The sequence below is a fragment of the Lysobacter sp. 1R34A genome (assembly GCF_051217035.1).
Classification (GTDB): domain Bacteria; phylum Pseudomonadota; class Gammaproteobacteria; order Xanthomonadales; family Xanthomonadaceae; genus Lysobacter.
The window spans coordinates 1-20020 of record NZ_JBPKJP010000078.1 but is presented as its reverse complement, the minus strand read 5'-3'; the positions used below and the strand labels follow the sequence as shown (position 1 = coordinate 20020).

The 20020-nt window shown below is 68.3% G+C and carries 15 protein-coding genes; 12 read left to right on the top strand and 3 right to left on the bottom strand.

Annotation, left to right across the window (positions count from 1 at the left end; genetic code table 11):
- The first annotated feature begins 234 nt into the window (after positions 1 to 234).
- The 4 genes from ACSAMQ_RS15635 to ACSAMQ_RS15620 all read left to right on the top strand — a co-directional run bounded on the left by ACSAMQ_RS15635 (position 235) and on the right by ACSAMQ_RS15620 (position 3355).
- Complete coding sequence (locus tag ACSAMQ_RS15635) at positions 235 to 663, top strand: YciI family protein (protein ID WP_435396530.1); 429 nt, start codon at positions 235 to 237, stop codon at positions 661 to 663.
- 162 nt (positions 664 to 825) lie between these two features.
- The gene (locus ACSAMQ_RS15630) at positions 826 to 1239 is read left to right on the top strand and encodes a VOC family protein (RefSeq protein WP_435396529.1); all 414 of its coding nucleotides are present in this window, start codon (positions 826 to 828) and stop codon (positions 1237 to 1239) included.
- Positions 1240 to 1465: 226 nt separating this feature from the next.
- On the top strand, positions 1466 to 2725 hold the full coding sequence (locus ACSAMQ_RS15625; protein WP_435396528.1) for an RNA polymerase sigma factor: 1260 nt from the start codon (positions 1466 to 1468) through the stop codon (positions 2723 to 2725).
- A 228-nt stretch (positions 2726 to 2953) separates the two neighbouring features.
- Complete coding sequence (locus ACSAMQ_RS15620) at positions 2954 to 3355, top strand: hypothetical protein (RefSeq protein WP_435396527.1); 402 nt, start codon at positions 2954 to 2956, stop codon at positions 3353 to 3355.
- A gap of 10 nt (positions 3356 to 3365) precedes the next feature.
- Here the strand turns inward: ACSAMQ_RS15620 and ACSAMQ_RS15615 are convergent, their stop codons facing one another.
- Positions 3366 to 3962, bottom strand: a complete 597-nt coding sequence (locus tag ACSAMQ_RS15615) for a TetR/AcrR family transcriptional regulator (RefSeq protein WP_435396526.1) — start codon at positions 3960 to 3962, stop codon at positions 3366 to 3368.
- A gap of 156 nt (positions 3963 to 4118) precedes the next feature.
- On the opposite strand from ACSAMQ_RS15615, the gene ACSAMQ_RS15610 reads away from it, so the two are divergent.
- The 5 genes from ACSAMQ_RS15610 to ACSAMQ_RS15590 all read left to right on the top strand — a co-directional run bounded on the left by ACSAMQ_RS15610 (position 4119) and on the right by ACSAMQ_RS15590 (position 13774).
- Positions 4119 to 5153 (top strand): hypothetical protein, encoded by a 1035-nt coding sequence (locus ACSAMQ_RS15610; RefSeq protein WP_435396525.1) that lies wholly within the window; start codon positions 4119 to 4121, stop codon positions 5151 to 5153.
- 114 nt (positions 5154 to 5267) lie between these two features.
- On the top strand, positions 5268 to 8432 hold the full coding sequence (locus ACSAMQ_RS15605) for an efflux RND transporter permease subunit (protein WP_435396524.1): 3165 nt from the start codon (positions 5268 to 5270) through the stop codon (positions 8430 to 8432).
- Positions 8433 to 8920: 488 nt separating this feature from the next.
- Entirely contained in the window at positions 8921 to 10564 is a 1644-nt protein-coding gene (locus ACSAMQ_RS15600; protein WP_435396523.1) for a multicopper oxidase family protein, read from the top strand.
- Positions 10565 to 10617: 53 nt separating this feature from the next.
- Positions 10618 to 11394: an FKBP-type peptidyl-prolyl cis-trans isomerase gene (locus tag ACSAMQ_RS15595; RefSeq protein WP_435396522.1), complete on the top strand. Its 777-nt coding sequence runs from the start codon at positions 10618 to 10620 to the stop codon at positions 11392 to 11394.
- A gap of 649 nt (positions 11395 to 12043) precedes the next feature.
- Positions 12044 to 13774: a DNRLRE domain-containing protein gene (locus ACSAMQ_RS15590; protein ID WP_435396531.1), complete on the top strand. Its 1731-nt coding sequence runs from the start codon at positions 12044 to 12046 to the stop codon at positions 13772 to 13774.
- A gap of 189 nt (positions 13775 to 13963) precedes the next feature.
- Here ACSAMQ_RS15590 and ACSAMQ_RS15585 read toward each other — a convergent pair whose 3' ends face one another.
- Together ACSAMQ_RS15585 and ACSAMQ_RS15580 are read right to left on the bottom strand one after the other, a co-directional pair.
- Entirely contained in the window at positions 13964 to 14419 is a 456-nt protein-coding gene (locus ACSAMQ_RS15585) for a hypothetical protein (protein WP_435396521.1), read from the bottom strand.
- Between the two features lie 276 nt (positions 14420 to 14695).
- A complete protein-coding gene (locus tag ACSAMQ_RS15580) occupies positions 14696 to 16153 on the bottom strand; it encodes an alpha-L-fucosidase (protein WP_435396520.1) in 1458 nt (485 codons plus the stop codon).
- Positions 16154 to 16440: 287 nt separating this feature from the next.
- On the opposite strand from ACSAMQ_RS15580, the gene ACSAMQ_RS15575 reads away from it, so the two are divergent.
- The 3 genes from ACSAMQ_RS15575 to ACSAMQ_RS15565 all read left to right on the top strand — a co-directional run.
- On the top strand, positions 16441 to 17904 hold the full coding sequence (locus ACSAMQ_RS15575) for an alpha-L-fucosidase (protein WP_435396519.1): 1464 nt from the start codon (positions 16441 to 16443) through the stop codon (positions 17902 to 17904).
- 304 nt (positions 17905 to 18208) lie between these two features.
- Positions 18209 to 19195, top strand: a complete 987-nt coding sequence (locus tag ACSAMQ_RS15570; protein WP_435396518.1) for a TerC family protein — start codon at positions 18209 to 18211, stop codon at positions 19193 to 19195.
- An 86-nt stretch (positions 19196 to 19281) separates the two neighbouring features.
- On the top strand, positions 19282 to 20020 hold a 739-nt coding region (locus tag ACSAMQ_RS15565), incomplete at its 3' end, for a DNA alkylation repair protein (RefSeq protein WP_435396517.1).

Genomic DNA, 20020 nt, shown 5'->3' with positions numbered 1-20020 from the left:
GCTGCGGTCTGCCCAGCCCGCTGGCGAGCGCCATCCGCAGCACCGTGCGTCCGTCCGCGGACCGCGCCGCCGCCGCGCCGCCGCCGGCGGAGTCCGGCCGAAACGGGCGAGAGCCGATTCGCTGACCCGAAGGCGCCGGCCGCGCCCTTCCGGCGCGGATGTCGATTTGGCCGCGCACCGTTCGTCGTCCTCATGAGAGCCGCCACCGGGCCGCTCGTCCGCGAGGAACCGACGATGAAATTCATGTTGATAGTCAAGGCCGACCGCGACAGCGAGGCCGGGGTGCTGCCCGATCCGGCCTTGCTGAGCGCGATGGGCGCCTACAACGAGGAACTGGTCCGGGCCGGCGTGCTGCTCGCCGCCGAAGGGCTGCATCCGAGCGCGAAGGGCGTGCGGGTGCAGTTCGACGGCGCCTCGCGCCGGATCGTCGAAGGCCCGTTCGCCGCGACCGAGGAACTGGTCGCCGGGTTCTGGCTGATCCAGGCGCGCTCGCTCGCCGAAGCGGTCGAATGGGTCAAGCGCGTGCCGCACCCGCCGGGCCTGCCGGCGCAGATCGAAATCCGACAGGTCTACGACCTGGCCGACTTCGGCGACGCCTTGAGCCCGGAACTGCGCGCCGCCGAAGAGCGCATGCGCGACCGGGTCGCGACCTGGTCGAACTGACGGCCGCACCAAGCGCGGCTCGCGCGTCGATTCCGGGCGCGCGGGTTCGTCGTGATTACGACACCGGCCGTCGTGGCCGCCCGCAACGCGATGGCCATGCCCAGCCACAGCGCCCGTCTCATCCGGTTCAAGCGCCCCCACCCCAGCGAGGACGACCCCGCCATGCAACTGACCACTTACCTGTCTTTCAACGGCGACTGCCGCCAGGCATTCGAGTTCTACCAACGCACCCTCGGCGGCAAGATCACCGACATGATGATCTTCGGCGACCACCCCGGTTGCGAAGGCCTGGGCGAGCACGAGCGCGACAAGATCATGCACGCCCGCTTCGAGCTCGACGGCTTCGCCCTGATGGGCACCGACGCCACCGACCTGTATCCCTACCGGGGCGTGACCGGCGCGCACGTCGTGGTGTCCTTGAACGACCCGGCCGAGGCCAAGCGCATCTACGAGGCCTTCGCCGACGGCGGCAGGATCGACATGCCCCTGCAGGAAACCTTTTGGGCGCTGTCCTACGCCATCGTCACCGACCGCTTCGGCGTACCGTGGATGATCAACTGCGAAAAGGCCGCCTGACCGCTCGAAGGGCAGGCGCGGCGCAAGCCGCGACCACGTCATGTGCCGGGGTTGGCCGCAGCGCAGATCATTAGCGGCCGAGACGTCCGTCCGGCTTGATCGCTTTCGCCGGGCGCCGACGGATCGCGGTCGCCGCTCGCGCCGCTCCAATCCAAGCCGGGACGCGGTCGCGCGGCCCGGCCCCGGGCCTTGCATCGGCGTGCCCGAGGTGGTCTGATCCTTGGCCGTGACGGCCATCGATACCCACCGTGCCATCGACGCCGTCTGGCGCATCGAATCGGCCAAACTCATCGCCGGACTGACGCGCATGGTGCGCGATGTCGGTCTGGCCGAAGAACTCGCCCAGGACGCGCTGGTGATCGCGCTCGAGCGCTGGCCCGAGACCGGGGTGCCGGACAATCCCGGCGCCTGGCTCATGCAGACCGCGAAGAACCGCGCGATCGACCGGCTGCGCCGCAAGAAGCTGCTCGACCGCAAGCACGAGGAGATCGGGCGCGAGATCGAGGCCAGCCAGGACGAGGTCGAGGACGCCTTCTTCGACAAGCTCGACGACGACATCGGCGACGACCTGCTGCGGCTGGTATTCATTTCCTGCCACCCGGTGCTGTCGACCGAGGCGCGGCTGGCCCTGACCCTGCGTCTGCTCGGCGGCCTCACCACCGACGAGATCGCGCGCGCCTTCCTCGCCGCCGAGCCGACCATCGCCCAGCGCATCGTCCGCGCCAAGCGCACCCTGGCCGAGGCGCAGGTGCCGTTCGAGGTGCCGCGCGGCGAGGAGCTGGCGCAGCGCCTGGCCTCGGTGCTCGAGGTCATCTACCTGATCTTCAACGAGGGCTATTCGGCCACCGCCGGCGACGACTGGATGCGTCCGGGCCTGTGCGAGGACGCACTGCGCCTGGGCCGTATCCTGGCCGGGCTGATGCCGAACGAATCGGAAGTGCACGGCCTGGTCGCGCTGATGGAAATCCAGGCCTCGCGCGCGGGTGCGCGCACTGCGGCCGACGGCACCCCGATCCTGTTGCTCGACCAGGACCGCGCGCGCTGGGACCGGATCCAGATCCAGCGCGGATTGAGCGCGCTGGAGCGCGCGATCCGCCTCGGCGGTGCGCAGCGGCCATACGCCCTGCAGGCCGGCATCGCCGCCTGCCACGCCAGCGCGCCGACCGCGCAGGACACGCCGTGGCCGCGCATCGCCGCGCTGTACCAGCAACTCGCGGTGCTGACGCCGTCGCCGGTGATCGAACTCAACCGCGCCGTGGCCTTGTCGATGGCGTTCGGCCCGGCCGCCGGCCTGGAGCTGGTCGACACGCTGATCGACGAGCCTTCGCTCAAGCATTACCACTTGCTGCCGACGGTGCGCGGCGACCTGCTGTTCAAGCTCGGCCGCCGCGACGAAGCGCGCGCCGAGTTCGAACGCGCCGCTTCGATGACACGCAACGTGCGCGAGCGCGACCTGCTGCTCGCGCGCGCCGCCGAAAGCGCCTGAAAGCCAGCACGATCGGCGCGGGGGCGAACCCGGGTTCGCACGGCGGCGCTTGCCGCCTTCGCCGCAGGTGTCGCGAGGGGCGGTCGGCAGTGCCGACACCGCCGTCCCAGGCATGGAATTCACACTCTCCGAACGTGCGAAAACCGCGGATATTTACCGGTTTTTTACACGCCCGCCGACGGCCTCGACCAGGATGCGCGCAACTCGGGCCGCGTGGAGGGAAACACGATGAGCAGCGTAGCTATCGGCATGGCCATTGTCGTCGCACTCAACCTTTGGGCCACGGTCGTAGTGGTGCGCAACGAGGAGCCGCGAACCCAAACGCGGCGCCGGCAACTGAGGCTGATCTGGCTGCTGCCGGTGCTCGGCGCGACGCTGTGCCTGGCGATACATGCGAGTGGCCAGGCCATTGCCAGCGGGACGCGCCGCGCAGGAGCCGGGCGTTACGGATCGAGCCGTGGTGCGGCCAACGATTTCGGATTTCCGCAGGCGTTGTTCTTCGGCAGCACCGCCGGACAAGACTGCGGCGACCCCGGCTGGGGCGGTCCTTGCGGCAACGACGTCGGCACCGATGGCGGTGGCGACTGCGGAGGTGGCGATGGTGGCGGAGGCGGAGGCGGAGGCGACTGAGTCGCGCCGCTCAAACGCCGGCGTCGGCCATCGTACCGACGATCAACCGGGCCAGCGTCGCCGCCGCATCGGCTTCCTCGATGCGCCCGCGCGTCATCTCGCGCGACAGCGCATCGCCGGCGCCGATGATGGCGACGCAGCGGCGCAGCAACTCATCGGCCGGCAACGACGGGGCGAACGGTGCGAGCAGGTCGCGATAGAAGCGCACATAGCCTTCGACCAATTCCTGCTGGAACTTCTCCATTTCCTCGTCGCCGGCGAGCGCGGCGTTGATCGCGTGGCATTCCGGCCCGGCGGTGCGGAAGCAGCTCATATAGCTCTCGCCGAGCAGCCGCGCGACATCGTGCAGGCGCTGCGGAGTGCGCTCGAAGTCGCGCCGCACCACTGCGTTCTGGCGCTCGTCGATCTGCTTGTACAGCGCGATCAACAGACCCGAGCGGGTGCCGAAGTGCTCGTAGGCGATCGGTTTGCTGACCCCGGCGCGCTCGGCGAGGTAACCCAGGGTCAAGGCATCGGTGCCTTGCTCGCGGACGATGCCCATTGCCGTTTCGAGCAACTGCTCGCGACGTTCGGCCTTGGGCAGGCGTTTGGCGGGGGTCTCGGTCATGGAGCGATCTCTGGCGGGCGGGTTGCGGGTGCGATGAAGAAAAAAGCGCTTGACAGCCTGGGCAGGAGTATATCTTACTATTGGTAACTTACCAATCGTAGCTTTCGCTGGTGCCCGTCGAGCGCCGCGCACGCTGCTCAGCCAGGAGCTTGAACCATGATCGCAATCGCCAACAAACCCGTCCTCATCATCGGTGGTTCCGGCGTGGTCGGCGCCCAGGGCGCGCAGGCCCTGCGCCGCCTGCAGCCCGATCTGCCGATCGCCATCGCCGGCCGCGACCCGGCCAAGGCGGCCAAGGTTGCCGCCGAGGTCGGCCGAGCGGAGGCGGTGCGGGTGGACCTGGAGCGCGCCGACCTCGGCCTCGGCGACGAGGCGCGCTTCGGCGCGGTGGTGGTATTCGTCAAGGACGACAGCCTCAACTCGCTCAAGTACGCCCAGCGCCACGGCCTGCCCTACGTCAGCACCTCCAGCGGTTCGTTCGAGATCGCCCCGGAAGTCGCGCGCCATCTGCGCCATCCCGGGCGTTCGCCGATCCTGCTGGCGAGCCATTGGCTGGCCGGCACGGCGACCTTGCCGGCGCTGCACTTCGCGCGCGAGTTCCGTCGCCTCGACCGCATCGTGATCTCGGCCCTGCTCGACGAGCAGGACATGGGCGGCCCGGCCGCGGCCGCCGACTACGAACGCCTGACCACCGCCGCGGCAGCGCAGATCCTCGAACGCGGGCGCTGGCGCTGGGTGCGCGGCGAAGCAGCGGCCGCCACTTTCGCCAGCGTCGACGGCACCGTGGTGCAGGCCGCCGCGTATTCGCCGATGGACGTGGTCAGCCTGGCTGCGGCGACCGACGCGCACTCGATCCGCCTCGACATGGCCTTGGGCGAAAGCGCGAGCCGGCGCCGCGGCGAAGCCTTCTCGACCGAGATCGTGATCGAGCTGGAAGGCGAACGTCACGACGGCACCCACGTGCGTACCCGCCACGAACTGGTGCATCCGCAAGGGCAGGCGCCAATGACCGCACTCGGCATCGCGCTCGGCGTCGAACGCCTGCTCGGCCTGGCCGGTGGCGATGCGGTCGCGCCGGGCCTGTACACGCCGGACCTGCTGATCGACCCGGCCTACCAGCTGCGCCAACTCGAAGCCTTCGGCGTACAGGTCGCGCAACGGCCGACGACCGAGCTGCGCGCCGCCGCCTGATTCCGGCCGGCGCGCCTCGCGCGCCGCGCCGCCCATCGCTTCCGAACCCACCCGGCCGGCGTCCTCGACGCCGGTTGCGGCCGCCTGCGGCCTCGCGCCGCCCAGGACTCCGTCATGGATTTCTCGCGTTTCTTCATCGACCGGCCGATCTTCGCCGCGGTGCTGTCGATCCTGATCTTCGCCGCCGGCCTGATCGCGATCCCGCTGTTGCCGGTCAGCGAATACCCCGACGTGGTGCCGCCGACCGTGGTGGTGCGCGCGGTCTACCCTGGCGCCAACGCCAAGGTCATCGCCGAAACCGTGGCCACGCCGCTGGAGGAAGCGATCAATGGCGTCGAACGCATGATGTACATGAAGTCGGTCGCCGGCTCCGACGGCGTGCTGGTGGTCACCGTCACCTTCAAGCCCGGCACCGACGCCGACCAGGCCCAGGTACAGGTGCAGAACCGGGTCAGCCAGGCCTTGGCGCGCCTGCCCGAAGACGTGCGGCGGCAGGGCATCACCACCCAGAAGCAGTCGCCGACCCTGACCATGCTGGTGCATCTGATCTCGCCCGAGAGCAAGTACGACTCGCTGTACCTGCGCAACTACGCGACCTTGAAGCTCAAGGACGAACTCGCACGCCTGCCCGGCGTGGGCCAGATCCAGATGTTCGGCAGCGGCGACTACGCGATGCGGATCTGGCTCGACCCCAATCGCATCGCCGCGCGCGGCCTCAGCGCGAGCGACGTGGTGGCGGCGATCCGCGAACAGAACGTGCAGGTCTCGGCCGGGCAGCTTGGCGCCGAGCCGATGCCGAACCGCGCCGAGTTCCTGGTCCCGATCAACGCCCAAGGCCGGCTGCAGAGCGAGGCCGAGTTCGGCGCGGTCGTCATCAAGCGCGGTGCCGACGGCGAACTGGTGCGCCTGTCGGATGTGGCCCGGATCGAACTCGACGCCGGGGACTACAGCCTGCGCGCCCAGCTCGACAACCGCGATGCGGTGGCGATCGGCTTGTTCGAGGCGCCCGGCGCCAATTCGATCGGCCTGTCGAACGCGGTGCGCGCGCGCATGGACGAACTCGCGCAGACCTTTCCGCCCGGGCTGGAGTACCGCATCGTCTACGACCCGACCGTGTTCGTGCGCGACTCGATCGAGGCGGTGGTGACCACGCTGCTGGAAGCGGTGGCCCTGGTCGTGCTGGTGGTGATCCTGTTCCTGCAGACCTGGCGCGCTTCGATCATTCCGTTGCTGGCGGTGCCGGTGTCGGTGGTCGGCACCTTCGCCGCGCTGTACCTGCTCGGGTTCTCGATCAACACCCTGAGCCTGTTCGGGCTGGTGCTGGCGATCGGCATCGTGGTCGACGATGCGATCGTGGTGGTGGAAAACGTCGAGCGCAACATCGAGGAAGGGCTGACCCCGCTCGCGGCGGCGCACCAGGCGATGAAGGAAGTGTCCGGCCCGATCGTCGCGATCGCGCTGGTGCTGTGCGCGGTGTTCGTGCCGATGGCGTTCCTGTCGGGCGTGACCGGCCAGTTCTACAAGCAGTTCGCGGTGACCATCGCGATCTCGACGGTGATCTCGGCGATCAACTCGCTGACTCTGTCGCCGGCGCTGGCCGCGCGCCTGCTGCGCCCGCACAGCGCGCCCAAGGATGCGCCGACCCGTTTGATCGACCGCCTGTTCGGCTGGCTGTTCCGTCCCTTCAACCGCTTCTTCGCCTCGAGCTCGCGCAATTACCAGGGCGCGGTCTCCCGCACGCTGGGCAAGCGCGGCGCGGTGTTCGTGGTGTATGCGGTGCTGCTGGTCGCGACCGGCCTGATGTTCAAGGCCGTGCCGGGCGGCTTCATCCCGATCCAGGACAAGCTGTACCTGATCGGCGGGGTGAAACTGCCGGAGGGCGCCTCGCTCGCGCGCACCGACGCGGTGATCCGCAAGATGAGCGCGATCGCGATGTCGACCGAAGGCGTATCGGCGTCCGAAGGCTATCCCGGCCTGAATCCGCTGCAGTTCACCAACACGCCCAATACGGGCACTCTGTTCTTCGAACTCGACGGCTTCGCCCTACGCGAACGCAGCGCCGAGGCGATCAACGCCGAACTCAACGAGAAGTTCGCCGCCTTGCAGGACGGCGCGGCGTTCTCGTTCATGCCGCCGCCGATCCTCGGCCTCGGCGCGGGTTCGGGCTATGCCCTGTACATCCAGGACCGCAGCGGCCACGGTTACGGCGAGCTGCAGAACGCGCTCAACGCCATGAGCGGCGCGGTCGCGCAGACCCCGGGCATGGGCTATCCGATCAGCACCTATCAGGCCAACGTGCCGCAACTCGACGCGCGCGTCGACCGCGCCAAGGCCAAGGCCCAGGGCGTGCCGCTCGACGAGCTGTTCGCCACCTTGCAGACTTACCTGGGCTCGTCCTACGTCAACGACTTCAACCGCTTCGGCCGCACCTACCAAGTCATCGCCCAGGCCGACGGCGCCCATCGCGACAGCATCGAGGACATCGCCAACCTGCGCGTGCGCAACGGCGACGGCGACATGGTTCCGCTGGGTTCGATGGTCAGCCTCGGCGAGACCTACGGCCCCGACCCGGTGATCCGCTACAACGGCTATCCCGCCGCCGACCTGGTCGGCGAATCCGACCCGCGGGCGCTGTCGTCCAGCCAGGCCATGCAGACCCTGCGCGAACTCGCAGCGCAGGCCCTGCCCAAGGGCATGGCGATCGAATGGACCGACCTGAGCTATCAGCAGGCGACCCAGGGCAAGGCCGCGCTGATCGTATTCCCCCTGGCGGTGCTGCTGGCGTTCCTGGTGCTGGCCGCGTTGTATGAAAGCTGGACCTTGCCGCTCGCGGTGATCCTGATCGTGCCGATGACCTTGTTGTCCGCCTTGCTGGGCGTTTGGTTGAGCGGCGGCGACAACAACGTGTTCGTGCAGGTCGGCCTGGTCGTGCTGATGGGCCTGGCCTGCAAGAACGCGATCCTGATCGTCGAGTTCGCCCGCGAACTCGAACTGCAGGGCAAGGGCATCGTGGACTCGGCTCTGGAAGCCTGCCGCCTGCGCCTGCGCCCGATCGTGATGACCTCGATCGCCTTCATCGCCGGCACCGTGCCCCTGCTGATCGGCCAAGGCGCCGGCAGCGAAGTGCGCGCCGCCACCGGCATCACCGTATTCGCCGGCATGCTCGGGGTGACCTTGTTCGGCCTGTTCCTGACCCCGGTGTTCTATGTGGCGCTGCGGACCTGGGTGACGCGGAGCGTGCCGGAGCGGGGCTCCGTCGACGCGATCGCCTTGGGGTAGGAGCGACGCAAGTCGCGATCGCGATGCCCTCAACCTCGCGGCGTTCCTGGACGTGGCCCTGTAGGAGCGGCGTAAGCCGCGACCTTGGAATGGATCGACGCCGCATCGTCGTCGTCACTGATCGAGGCCGCGAACAATCGCAGGTAGGAGCGACGCAAGTCGCGACCGCGATGCCCCAACCTCGCGGCGTTCCTGGCCGTGGCCCTGTAGGAGCGGCGTGAGCCGCGACCATGGAATGGATCGACGCCGCATCGTCGTCGTCACTGATCGAGGTCGCGAACAGTCGCAGGGTAAGAGCGACGCAAGTCGCGACCGGGCCGTGCCAGGTTGCGACGCATCCGACCGCAACCCCGCCATCCCTAGCCTCGATGCCCGCCGAGTGGCCACCGAATTGATCGCCGTCACAGAAGCGACGCGTGCCTGCAACATCTGCAACATGGGGTGTGGATGATGGCGGGTCGCCTGACGCTTCCGGGGATGCCGCACCGATGACCGACCCGCAACGCCGCCGCTTTCTGGTCGGCCTGACCGTGGGCGGCGCTGCGACCGTGGCCGGCCCCCTGGCGCTGTGGCGCTGGACCGGCGGTCACGGTCACAGCCTCGGGTCGGGCCCGGCGCCGAAGTTGTCGGAGCTGGCGCCGGACGCGCGTTTCGTGCAGCCGCTGCGTCTGCCCGGAGCCGAGGGGCTGCTCGCCGAGGTCGATCTGAAGCAGCCGCTGCGTCTGTCGGCACGGACGCTCAGTGTGGGCTTGTTCCCAGGGGCGCCGACCTCGCTGTGGGCCTATACCGGCCGTGTCGGTGCCCACGACGTCGCCAATCCGTTGCTGCATGCGCGCCGCGGCGACACGGTCGAGGTCGAGCTCGACAACCGCCTCGCCGAGGTGACGACGATTCACTGGCACGGCCTCAGCATCGACGAGGCCAACGACGGCAGCGGCCTGCACCCGGTCGAGGCCGGCGCCAGCCGCCGTTACCGCTACCGCATCGACAACCGCGCCGGCTTGTATTGGTATCACGCCCATCCGCATGGCCGCACCGGCGTGCAGTTGCAACGCGGGCTGGCCGGTCTGCTGTTGGTCGAGGACGAGGAAGAGCGTGCGTTGCGGCAACGCCTCGGGATGCGCTGGGGTGAGCGCGACCTGCCCTTGATGATCGCCGACAAACAGGTCGCCGACGACAACGCCATCGTCTACAAGGACGGCGCCGACGACTGGATCGGCAACCGCGTGCTGATCAACTGGACGCCCGAGCCTTATCTCGACGTGATTCCGGCCTGGTATCGCTTCCGCCTGGCCAACGTCGCCAACGCGCGCATGTTGCGGGTCGCCTTCGTGCAAGGCGAGCGGGTGCTGCCGATGCAGTTGATCGGCACCGACGGCGGCCTGCTCGCCCAGGCCTGGCCGGTCGACGACGTGTTTCTCGCCCCGGCGCAGCGCATCGACGTGCTGGTCGACTTCGGCGCGCTTACCCCGGGTCAGCGGGTGATGCTGCGCAGCCTCGATTACGTGGCGATGGAGAACGAGGACGAGTCCGGCGCCTTCCTGCCCGACCCGATGGCCGATCATCCCGGCGCCACGCCGATGGGCGCCGCGCTGGACCTGATGGAACTGCGCCTGATCGAATGCGCCGACGAGCGCCGGCCGCCCGCGCGTTTGCCCGACCTCAGTGCCTTGTCGAAGATCGAGCCGCTGCCCGACACCGCCGGCTGGCCGGTACGCGCGCTGCGCCTGCGCATGGACGAGGCGGGGCGCTGGTTCATCAACGACTGGAATTTTCACGACGACGGCCACGAGCCGTCGTTCTCGGTGCGCCGCGGCAGCCGCGAGGTCTGGGAAATCCGCAACAGCATGACCAGCATGCCGCACCCGATCCACCTGCACGGTTTCCAGTTCCGCGTGCTCTCGCGCAGCATCAGCCCGCCCGACATCCGCGGCCGCCAGGTCGCCGCCGGCGGACTGACCGCGCAGGACCTCGGCTGGAACGACACCGTCGTGGTCTGGCCCGGCGAGATCGTGCGCCTGGCCATCGATTTCGCCCAAGCGCTCAGCGGCAGCCAACGCTACATGCTTCATTGCCACAACCTCGAACACGAGGACATGGGCATGATGCTGACCTTCGCGGTGACCGACTGATGCCGCCTTCCCGAACGATGTTCCTGCATCCGCCCTTGCGCCACGGAGTTTCCATGCGTCGTCCGAACCCCCTGCATGCCGCGCTATTGACCATCACCGTATCGACGCTGGCCGCTTGCGCGCCGCCGGCGCCGGACGCGGCGAAGAGCGACGCCGGCGGCGGTGCCGCGGCCTTGACCGCGGCCGAACTCGCCGACCAGAAGGCGCGCATCAGCTACATCGTCGGCCGCGACTTCGCCCGCAGCATCGAACCGATCCGCGGCGAGCTGGACCAGCGCATCGTGTTGCGCGCGATCCGCGACGCCCAGGCCGGCGCGCCGCCGCTGTTCGACGAAGCGCACAGCAAGCGGATCCGCGAAGGCTTCAGCGAGCATCTGCGCAACAAGCGCGACGGCGAGCTCAAGCGACTCGCGGTGCGCAACCTCGAAGCCGGCGAGGCCTTCCTGAAGAAGAACGCTAAAGTCGCCGGCGTGGTCAGCACTCCGTCGGGGCTGCAGTACCAGATGCTGCGCGCCGGCAAGGGCCCGCACCCGAAAGCCACCGACACCGTCCGCGTGAACTATGTCGGCCGATTGCTCGATGGCAGCAAGTTCGAAAGCACCTACGACACCGACCACCCGGCCGAATTCGTGCTCGCCCAGGTCATGCCGGGCTGGACCGAGGCGGTCCAGCTCATGACCCCCGGCAGCCATTACCGATTCTGGATTCCGGCCAAGCTGGCCTACGGCGAGCAGGGCGTGCCCGGCCAGATCGAGCCCAATGCGACCCTGGTATTCGAGATCGAGTTGCTGGAGATCGCGGGGCAGGGGGCGCCGACCCAGGGCGAGTGATGGGCCGTTGGGCCAAGAGCAGCGCGGAAGCGGCAACGCCGGTGGTCTTCATCGAAGCCGCGTAGTTTCGCGAGGGTAGGAGCGACGCAAGTCGCGACCGCGCCGTCTCCGGTTGCGGCTTTACCGGGCGCAGTGCGGTGGCCTGCTTGCGCACGGCCCGCATCCCTACGGCCGCCCTACGGGTCTTGCGTAGGCCGGCACGCAGAAAATCAAAATCCACGCAGCGGCAATTGCGATCTGATCACTCTAGGAGCGGCGTAAGCCGCGACCACGCAACCACGATTGCCTACGCCGCCGGCCGCAGGTTCGCGGTCGCGGTTTGCGCCGCTCCTGCCCTGGCATGAGGCGCGCCGCTTCGATGGGCTACATCGGCCTCGCTATTTCGGCGCGTCCCATTGTCGCGACTCACGTCGCTCCTACAGGGGCAAGCCCTTACAAAGAACCGACACAAAGCACATTGTTTGCGTGCCATCCGGCGACCGTCCGTCGGCGGGACGCCGATCTGTGACGACCGGCGCAGGCGCCGTCGCATCCGGCGCGGCATCCGTCGCAATCGTGTAGCCGTTTAGCCGCCACACTCCGCAACGTTCGTGTCCGCCCGGACCGCACCCGCCCGCCATCACCGTTTCGGAGACAGCCAGTGAACCCCATGCTCAAGGGCCTGCCCGCCCAGGGCGCGATCGCCTCGTTGTTGATCGCCGCCGTACTCGCGCCCGCATCGGCCAGCCAGCGCACGCTGCAGCTGTCCGAGGACGGCACCATCAGCAAGCCGGTGCCGGCGCCCAAGGCGACGCCGCTGGCCAAGGCCGTCGCGCTCGACCGCGTCTGCGAAAGCGGGGCCAAGTGGATGCGGCTGGGGTTCAAGCAACTCAAGCTCAGCGGTTACGACTCGCTGGTGTTGACCAGCAGCGGCGGCGACCGCCAGGTATTCGAAGGCAAGCACTGGAACGAGCGCAGTTTCCACACCCGCGCGCTGCGCGGCGACTGCGTCGACATCAAGCCGTATTTCAGTCAGCCCGACAGCGCCTTCCAGCTCGACCGCTACGAGTACAGCGCGACCGCGCTGGAATTGGCGAGCGTGGTGGTCGCCGGCGCCGGCGACATCTGCGACACCAGCGGCAGCGCCTGCCAGGGCACTTCCGACCTGATCGTCGCGATCAACCCGACCGCGGTGTTCACCGCCGGCGATAACGCGTACAACAGCGGCACCTTGAGCGAGTTCAACAATCGCTATGCACCGACCTGGGGCCGCTTCAAGGCGCTGACCAGCCCCTCGCCGGGCAACCACGAGTACTACACCAGCGGCGCCAGCGGCTACTTCGATTACTTCAACGGCGTCGGCAACGCCGACGGCCCGGCCGGCAATCGCAGCAAGGGCTATTACAGCTGGGACGTGGGCGACTGGCATTTCATCGCCTTGAACACCATGACCGGCGGCACCGTGTCCTCGACCCAGATCACCTGGCTCAAGAACGATCTCGCCGCCAACACCAAGCCCTGCACCGCGGCTTACTTCCATCACCCGCTGGTGAGCCGCGGCAGCTATAGCGGCTACAGCCAGGTCAAGCCGTTCTGGGACGCGCTGTATGCGGCGAAGGCCGACCTGGTCCTGGTCGGCCACGACCACAACTACCAGCGCTACGGCAAGATGAATCCGAGCCAGGCCGCGGCCAGCGACGGTATCCGCCAGATCCTGATCGGTACCGGCGGCCGCGCGTTCTACGGCATCGACGGCAGCCATGCCTCGCTCGAGGCGAGCAACGACAACACCCACGGTGTGCTCAAGCTGACCCTGACCGCGACCGGCTACACCGGCGAGTTCGTGCCGCGCGCCGGCAGCAGCTACACCGACCAGTTCAGCGGCACCTGCAACAAGGGCGGCAGCCCCTCGCAGTCGCTGACCCTCAACGCAGTGCGCGACGTCACCGTCAAATCCGGTGGCACCCGGGTCAACTCGACCGTGCTGTACGCCGACGGCAGCGACGGCGGCCAGCAACTGCGCGGCCTGATGGGCTGGAACGTCAGCAGCGCGGCGGGGCTCAACCTGACCTCGGCGCAGGTGAAGTTGCAGGTCAGCGACCGTTCGACCGGCGTCTACGATCTGTACCAGGTGACGACGAGCTGGACCGAGAGCAACGCGACCTACAGCGGCGCCAGCCTGGGCACCAAGCTCGGCTCGGTCACGCCGAGCGCGACCGGTGCGCAGTACGTCAGCCTCAATGCCGCCGGCCTGCAACTGGTGAAGAACTGGGCCGCGGGCACGGTCGCCAACAACGGCGTGATCCTGGTGCCGGCCTCCGGCGTCACCGACGGCGTCGACTGGTCCTCGCGCGAAGGCGCGAACGCGCCGCAGCTGCTGCTGAGCTACACCACGCCCTGACTGCGTCGCTGCGCTGTGGCGTTCACGGCGCGTGGCGCCGAGGCGATGCAGTCTCCAGCACCCGCAGCAAGCCTGCGGGTGCTGGATCCCTGGCGCTCACCGCATCGGTGCCGCTGCAGGCGGCGCTGACGACGTCGCGTTGCGTTGAAGCGCGTATCGGTTGGAGGTGCGCATGGCAGATAAGCGCGATCAGCTCATCGCCTGCAGCTGAGTGCGCGATCCGGCGCCGGCGCCGATCATGAGCTTGACCGATTCCTTGATCCGGTCCGCGCCGCCGAGCTTGACCGCGGCGATCAGGCGTTCGCCGATGGTCTTGCTTTCGTCGGTCGAATGCGCCTGCGCGCCGAGCACCGCGAACCCTTTCTCGGTCAGGCGATAGCGCAAGGCCATGTGGACGAAGGCCACGCCGTTCAAGGACTCTTTCACGCACGCGGTACTGCGCAGATAACCCTCGTCGAGCAACCATTCGAAGGTGGCGCCGCACGCCAGCACCGCGGCCGCCATGTCTTCGCGATTGGCCGGGTCCAGGCCTGGGATATGCCGCGCCGATTCCTCGGCGTTGAAGCGGGCTACGACGGGATGCTGTTCGAGCGCCGCCGCACAGATGCGCGCAGTGGCAATGCTGAAAACTTCGATATTTTTCATGGATGACGCCCCCTGACGTCCTTGCTATTTACGAGGGGCCTGCGTCAACGGCGCGTGATGGCAAAAGCCGCTAACTATCGGAATATCAAGGTGTTTTTTTGATGTCCGTCTCGTCGGATCTGTGATGGCCGATGTGCGGGCGTCGATAGTCTGACCCACCGCGGCAGATGCGCGCCCGCAGCGACAACCGGGCTGGCAAAGCGCGTCACCCGCGCCAGGCCAAGCGCACAAAACGGCACAACTCCGCCGCAGTCCGCGGCGTGACGGAGCGGGGCTTTACGACTCCGCCGGCAGCAGCTCGACCACGGTGTCGGTCGCGTCGGGCAGCGGCTTGGGCAATTCGACGATCAGGTGCCGGCCTTCGCGACGCGTCGTCAGCGCGGCGCCGCCATCGAGCAGTCGCGCGCGCCGCGCACCGTCGATCTCCAGACGCAGACGGCCGTCGGCCGGGCGCTCGAACACATGCAGGTAGATGCGGTCGGGCTTCGCGGTGATGCGTCCCCAGGCGACGGCATCGAACGGGCTGGCCTGGGTGGCATAGACCGACTCGCCGTTGCGGCGCAGCCAGGCGCCGATCTGCTCGAGCCGGGTCGCGCTGGCCTGAGGCACGCTGCCGTCCGCCTGCGGCCCGATGTTGAGCAGGAAGTTGCCCCCCTTGCTGGCGGTGTCGACAAGGTTGCGGACCAACTCGCGAGTCGACTTCCATTGCTCGTCGAGCGCGCTATAGCCCCAGGTGCCGTTCATGGTCATGCAGGCTTCCCAGTCGACCCCGGGCATGCCCTGCGCCGGGATCGCCTGCTCGGGGGTGGTGAAGTCGCCGTGCGCACGATCGAACCAGCGCAGGCTGCCTTGCGGATCGTCGTAGCCGAGCGAGCGGTACAAACGATTGTTCATGACGATGCCAGGCTGCGCGGCGCGCACCATGGTCATCAACTCGCTCGCGCGCCAGGTTTCGCCTTCGGCGCCGGGATTGGAATAGTCCCACCACAGCACGTCGATCGGACCGTAGTGCTCGACCAGCTCGCGCACCTGCGCCCGCAGGAAGTTCTGATAGCCCTTGAGGTCGGCGCGCTGCGAGTAACCGGGGTCGTCCCGCTCGGTCGCCTTTTCCAGCGGATGCGGCAGCGGGTGTTCCAGACGGGCGAAATCGCGGTAAGGGTAGGCCGGATGATGCCAATCGATCACCGAGTGATACAGGCCGACCTTGAGGCCTTCGGCGCGTGCGGCGTCGACGATTTCGCGGACCAGGTCGCGGCCGACCGCGTCCTGGGCGTCGAAGCGGCTGACCGCGCTGTCGTGCAGGGCGAAGCCTTCGTGGTGTTTGCTGGTGAACACCAGGTACTTCGCGCCCGCGTCCTTGGCCAACCTGGCCCACTCGCGGGCGAAGCCGGGCTTGGGCTTGAACAACGGCAGCATCTGCCGCGCGTACTCGTCGGTCGGCACGTGCGCATTGCGCTGGATCCATTCGGCCGAGCCCTTGACCGGCTCGCCGTTCCATCGTCCGGCCGCGCCCGAGTAAAGGCCCCAGTGCACGAACAGGCCGAAGCGCGCTTCGCGCCACCACTGCATGCGCGCATCGAACGCGGCCTGGCTCTCGCTCGGTGCGGCGACCGCCGGTTTCGGCGCGTCGGCGGCCGGCGTGGCCGCCGTCGCGAGCCCGCAGCCCGTCCACACGGCGGCGAGCAACGCAGCGAAGAAATACACTCGATGAAGGGGGCGACTCGCAGACGACATGCTCTTGCTCCGGCGGTGACCAATCGCAGGCATCGAAACAGACCGGTGCCGATGCGGTCAACCGCAGCGGTGCACGACCGCATTCCTGCATTCGCTTTTTCTACGCGGCGACGGATCTCCAAAAAAATCCAATGCAGGGCTGGTCATCGCATAAGCATCGCGCAGGTTCGAAAACGCAGGCGGATGCATCCCCGCATGCCTGGGAGCGAGCCGCGACTGCGACTAGACTCGGATCATCGAAACCTGCCGCGGTCCGCATCGGTCGCGGCCGCATTGCGAGGAGTTCCATGGATCGACGTCGTTTCCTGATCGCTGGCGGCGCCGGCGCGGTGGCCTTCAGTGCCGCACCCGCGGTTTCCGCACAGGTCGCCACATCGCAGGCCCCATCCGAAGGTTCCTCGCGGCCGCGGCCGACGCCGCAGCAGTTGGCCTGGCAACGCGAAGAGCTGGCGCTGTTCGTGCATTTCACCGTCAACACCTTCACCGACCGCGAATGGGGCGAGGGCGACGAAGACCCGCAGGCGTTCGCGCCGACCCGGCTCGATGCCGGGCAATGGGCGCGCGCGGCCAAGGCCGGCGGTTTCCGCAGCCTGATCCTGACCGCCAAGCATCACGATGGGTTCTGCCTGTGGCCGACCGCGACCACCGCGCACAGCGTGCGCAGCAGTCCGTGGCGCGACGGCCGCGGCGACCTGGTGCGCGAGTTCGTCGACGCCTGCCGCGCCGAAGGCCTCGGCGTGGGGTTCTATCTGTCGCCGTGGGACCGGCACGAGCCGCGTTACGGCAGCGGAAAGGCCTACGACGATTTTTACATCGCGCAGTTGACCGAGCTGTTGAGCGGCTATGGCCCGGTGGTGGAAGTCTGGTTCGACGGCGCCAACGGCGAGGGCCCGAACGGCAAGCGCCAGGCTTACGACTGGCCGCGCATCCACCGCACCGTGCGCGAGCTGCAACCCGATGCGATCGTGTTTTCCGATGCCGGCCCCGACGTGCGCTGGATCGGCAACGAGCGCGGCGTGGCCGGCAGTACCTGCTGGTCCCCGGTCGATCCGGCGCGCGTGCCCCATGCGGGGTTCGACCGGCCCTGGGTCGGCGAAGCCCTGCAACAGGGCGATCCTTACGGTTCGGTCTGGCGTCCCGGCGAAACCGACGTGTCGATCCGACCCGGCTGGTTCTGGCATGCGGCCGAAGACGCGAAGGTGCGCAGCCCGCAGCAACTGATCGACCTGTATTGCAGCTCGGTCGGGCGCAACAGCAAGCTGCTGCTCAACGTGCCGCCGACCCGCGAAGGCCTTTTCCACGCGACCGATGCGGCTAATCTGGCCGCGTTCGGACAGCGCCGCCAGGCGATGTTCGCCGGCGGCAACCTGCTCGCGCCGGCACGGGTGCGTGCGAGCGCCAGCGCCGACGGCCATGCGCCCGCGCGCGTGCTCGACGGCGAGGCCGAGTCGTATTGGTCGCCGGCCGCCGATGTCCGCAACGGTTGGATCGAGTTCGAACTCGATCGCGAGATCGAATTCGATCTGCTGTGCCTGCAGGAAGCGATCGCTCACGGCCAGCACATCGCCAATCACCGCGTCGAGTATTGGCGCGATGGCGGTTGGCGGCCGTTCGCCTGGGGCACGACCATCGGCTACAAGCGCCTGGAGCGTTTCGACCCGGTGCGCGCCCGGCGCGTGCGCGTGAGCATCGAGTACGCCTACGACACGCCGCGGCTGGCGACCGTAGCGCTGTACCGCAGTCCGGGGTGATCGCCGAGGCGAATGCGGACGCTCCTAGCCAAGATCGCCGCAGAAGCTGAACTGAAATTCAGCCGCGCCCGTGCTAAGGTGCCCGCCAGAAGGGGAGTAGCTCCCGCTGTCGTATCGTCATTACGGGCTGACCGCCCCGGTGCGACAGGCGTGCCGGCCATGGATCGAACGATCCGGCCGTACGCGGGCAAGACCTTCGCCGCCAGCGGCGAAGCTCCGTCCTCCCCGATTCCTTCGGATGAATGACGCCTCGCGGCTGCGGTCACGCAGTTCGCCGCCAGCTTTTCATCTCCGGGAGAATCACATGCAAACCATCGGAAGTCCGATGCTCTGGGGCGCGTTCGTCGCCTTCGTCGTCGTCGCTTTGCTCGTCGATCTGGTGCTGATGCGCCATGGCGGGCCGCACAAGGTGACCTTCAAGGAAGCGGCCTGGTGGAGCGTCGGCTGGATCGGCCTGGCCTTGCTGTTCAACGCCGGCCTGTGGTGGTGGGTGACCCAGCAGTCCGGCGCCGAGATCGGCAACCGCATCGGCCTGGAGTTCCTGACCGGCTACCTGGTCGAGAAATCTCTCGCGGTCGACAACATCTTCGTGTTCCTGATGCTGTTCTCCTATTTCGCCATGCCCGAGGAGCAGCGCCAGCGCGTGCTGGTGATCGGCGTGCTCGGCGCGATCGCCCTGCGCGCGATCCTGATCTTCGCCGGCGCCCTGCTGCTCGCCAAGTTCCACTGGATCCTGTACGTGTTCGGCGTGTTCCTGGTGGTGACCGGCATCAAGATGCTGCTGGCCGCCGGCAAGGCGCCCGACCTCGACCGCAATCCGTTGCTGAAGTGGATGCGCAGCCATCTGCGCCTGACCGATGGTTACCACGGCGCGGCGATCTCGATCCAGCGCGACGGCCAGCGCTGGTACACGCCGCTGTTCGTGGTGATCGTGCTGATCGGCGTCACCGACGTGATCTTCGCGGTCGACTCGATCCCGGCGATCTTCGCGATCACCGAAGACCCCTTCATCGTGTTGACCTCGAACGTGTTCGCGGTGCTCGGCCTGCGCGCGATGTTCTTCCTGCTGCAGGGCATGGCCGATCGCTTTCACCTGCTGCCCTACGGTCTGGCCCTGGTGCTGGTGTTCATCGGCGCCAAGATGCTGCTGATCGACGTATACAAGGTGCCGATCCTGATCTCGCTGCTCGGCGTCGCCGCGATCATCGGCGGTGCGATCGCCCTCAGCCTGCTGCGCCCGGCGCCGGCCAGGAACGGCGCGGCCGGCTCGAGCGACTCGACCGAGGTCTGATGCGGCGCCCGGTCGCAGAGGCCGGGACATGGCGGGCGGCGGCGCCGATGGGTACATTGGCGTTGCCGTTTCGCGAGGGTAAGGACATGGCCCGCACCGCCGCCGCCCAGGCTACCCACCAGCCGTCCGCGCGCAAGCGGACGGCGCCGATGTCGCCCGCACCGCTGCCGCCGATCGAGCAACGCCTGGCCGATGCCCTGGCGCGACTGCGCGCCGCCTCCAGTGCGAGCCATCGCGAGGGCCTGGCGCGTTACGCGATCCCGACCGAGCGCGCCTTCGGCGTGCCGATGGCCTCGATCCAGGCCATCGCCAAGGGCTTCGGCCGCGACCGCGAACTCGCCCAGGCGCTGTGGGACAGCGGCTGGTACGAAGCGCGCTTGCTGGCGTCCTATCTCGAGGACCCGGCCGAAGTCAGCGCCGCGCAGATGGATCGCTGGGGTCGCGAGTTCGACAACTGGGCGGTGTGCGACACCGTCTGCTTCGCCTTGTTCGATCGCAGCCCGCATGCCTGGCGCAAGATCGAGCAATGGGCCGGGCGCCGCGACGAATACCTCAAGCGCGCGGCGTTCGCCCTGCTCGCCAGCAAGACCGTGCACGACAAGGCGGCGCCCGACGCGGCCTTCCTGCACGGCCTGGAACTGATCGAAGCCGCGGCCGGCGACGAGCGCAACTTCGTCAAGAAAGCGATCAACTGGGCGCTGCGTTCGATCGGCAAGCGCAATGCCGTGCTGCATGCCGCCGCGCTCGCGGTGGCCCAGCGCCTGGCCGCCTCCGCCGACGCCGCGCCGCGCTGGGTCGGCAAGGATGCGCTGCGCGAACTCGGCA

What these genes read in the sequence shown, in the direction of transcription:
- ACSAMQ_RS15635 (WP_435396530.1), top strand. Translation starts at nt 235, where the DNA reads ATGAAATTCATGTTGATAGTCAAGGCCGACCGCGACAGCGAGGCCGGG.
- ACSAMQ_RS15630 (WP_435396529.1), top strand. Translation starts at nt 826, where the DNA reads ATGCAACTGACCACTTACCTGTCTTTCAACGGCGACTGCCGCCAGGCA.
- ACSAMQ_RS15620 (WP_435396527.1), top strand. Translation starts at nt 2,954, where the DNA reads ATGAGCAGCGTAGCTATCGGCATGGCCATTGTCGTCGCACTCAACCTT.
- ACSAMQ_RS15615 (WP_435396526.1), bottom strand. Translation starts at nt 3,962, where the DNA reads ATGACCGAGACCCCCGCCAAACGCCTGCCCAAGGCCGAACGTCGCGAG.
- ACSAMQ_RS15610 (WP_435396525.1), top strand. Translation starts at nt 4,119, where the DNA reads ATGATCGCAATCGCCAACAAACCCGTCCTCATCATCGGTGGTTCCGGC.
- ACSAMQ_RS15605 (WP_435396524.1), top strand. Translation starts at nt 5,268, where the DNA reads ATGGATTTCTCGCGTTTCTTCATCGACCGGCCGATCTTCGCCGCGGTG.
- ACSAMQ_RS15600 (WP_435396523.1), top strand. Translation starts at nt 8,921, where the DNA reads ATGACCGACCCGCAACGCCGCCGCTTTCTGGTCGGCCTGACCGTGGGC.
- ACSAMQ_RS15595 (WP_435396522.1), top strand. Translation starts at nt 10,618, where the DNA reads ATGCGTCGTCCGAACCCCCTGCATGCCGCGCTATTGACCATCACCGTA.
- ACSAMQ_RS15590 (WP_435396531.1), top strand. Translation starts at nt 12,044, where the DNA reads ATGCTCAAGGGCCTGCCCGCCCAGGGCGCGATCGCCTCGTTGTTGATC.
- ACSAMQ_RS15585 (WP_435396521.1), bottom strand. Translation starts at nt 14,419, where the DNA reads ATGAAAAATATCGAAGTTTTCAGCATTGCCACTGCGCGCATCTGTGCG.
- ACSAMQ_RS15580 (WP_435396520.1), bottom strand. Translation starts at nt 16,153, where the DNA reads ATGTCGTCTGCGAGTCGCCCCCTTCATCGAGTGTATTTCTTCGCTGCG.
- ACSAMQ_RS15575 (WP_435396519.1), top strand. Translation starts at nt 16,441, where the DNA reads ATGGATCGACGTCGTTTCCTGATCGCTGGCGGCGCCGGCGCGGTGGCC.
- ACSAMQ_RS15570 (WP_435396518.1), top strand. Translation starts at nt 18,209, where the DNA reads ATGCAAACCATCGGAAGTCCGATGCTCTGGGGCGCGTTCGTCGCCTTC.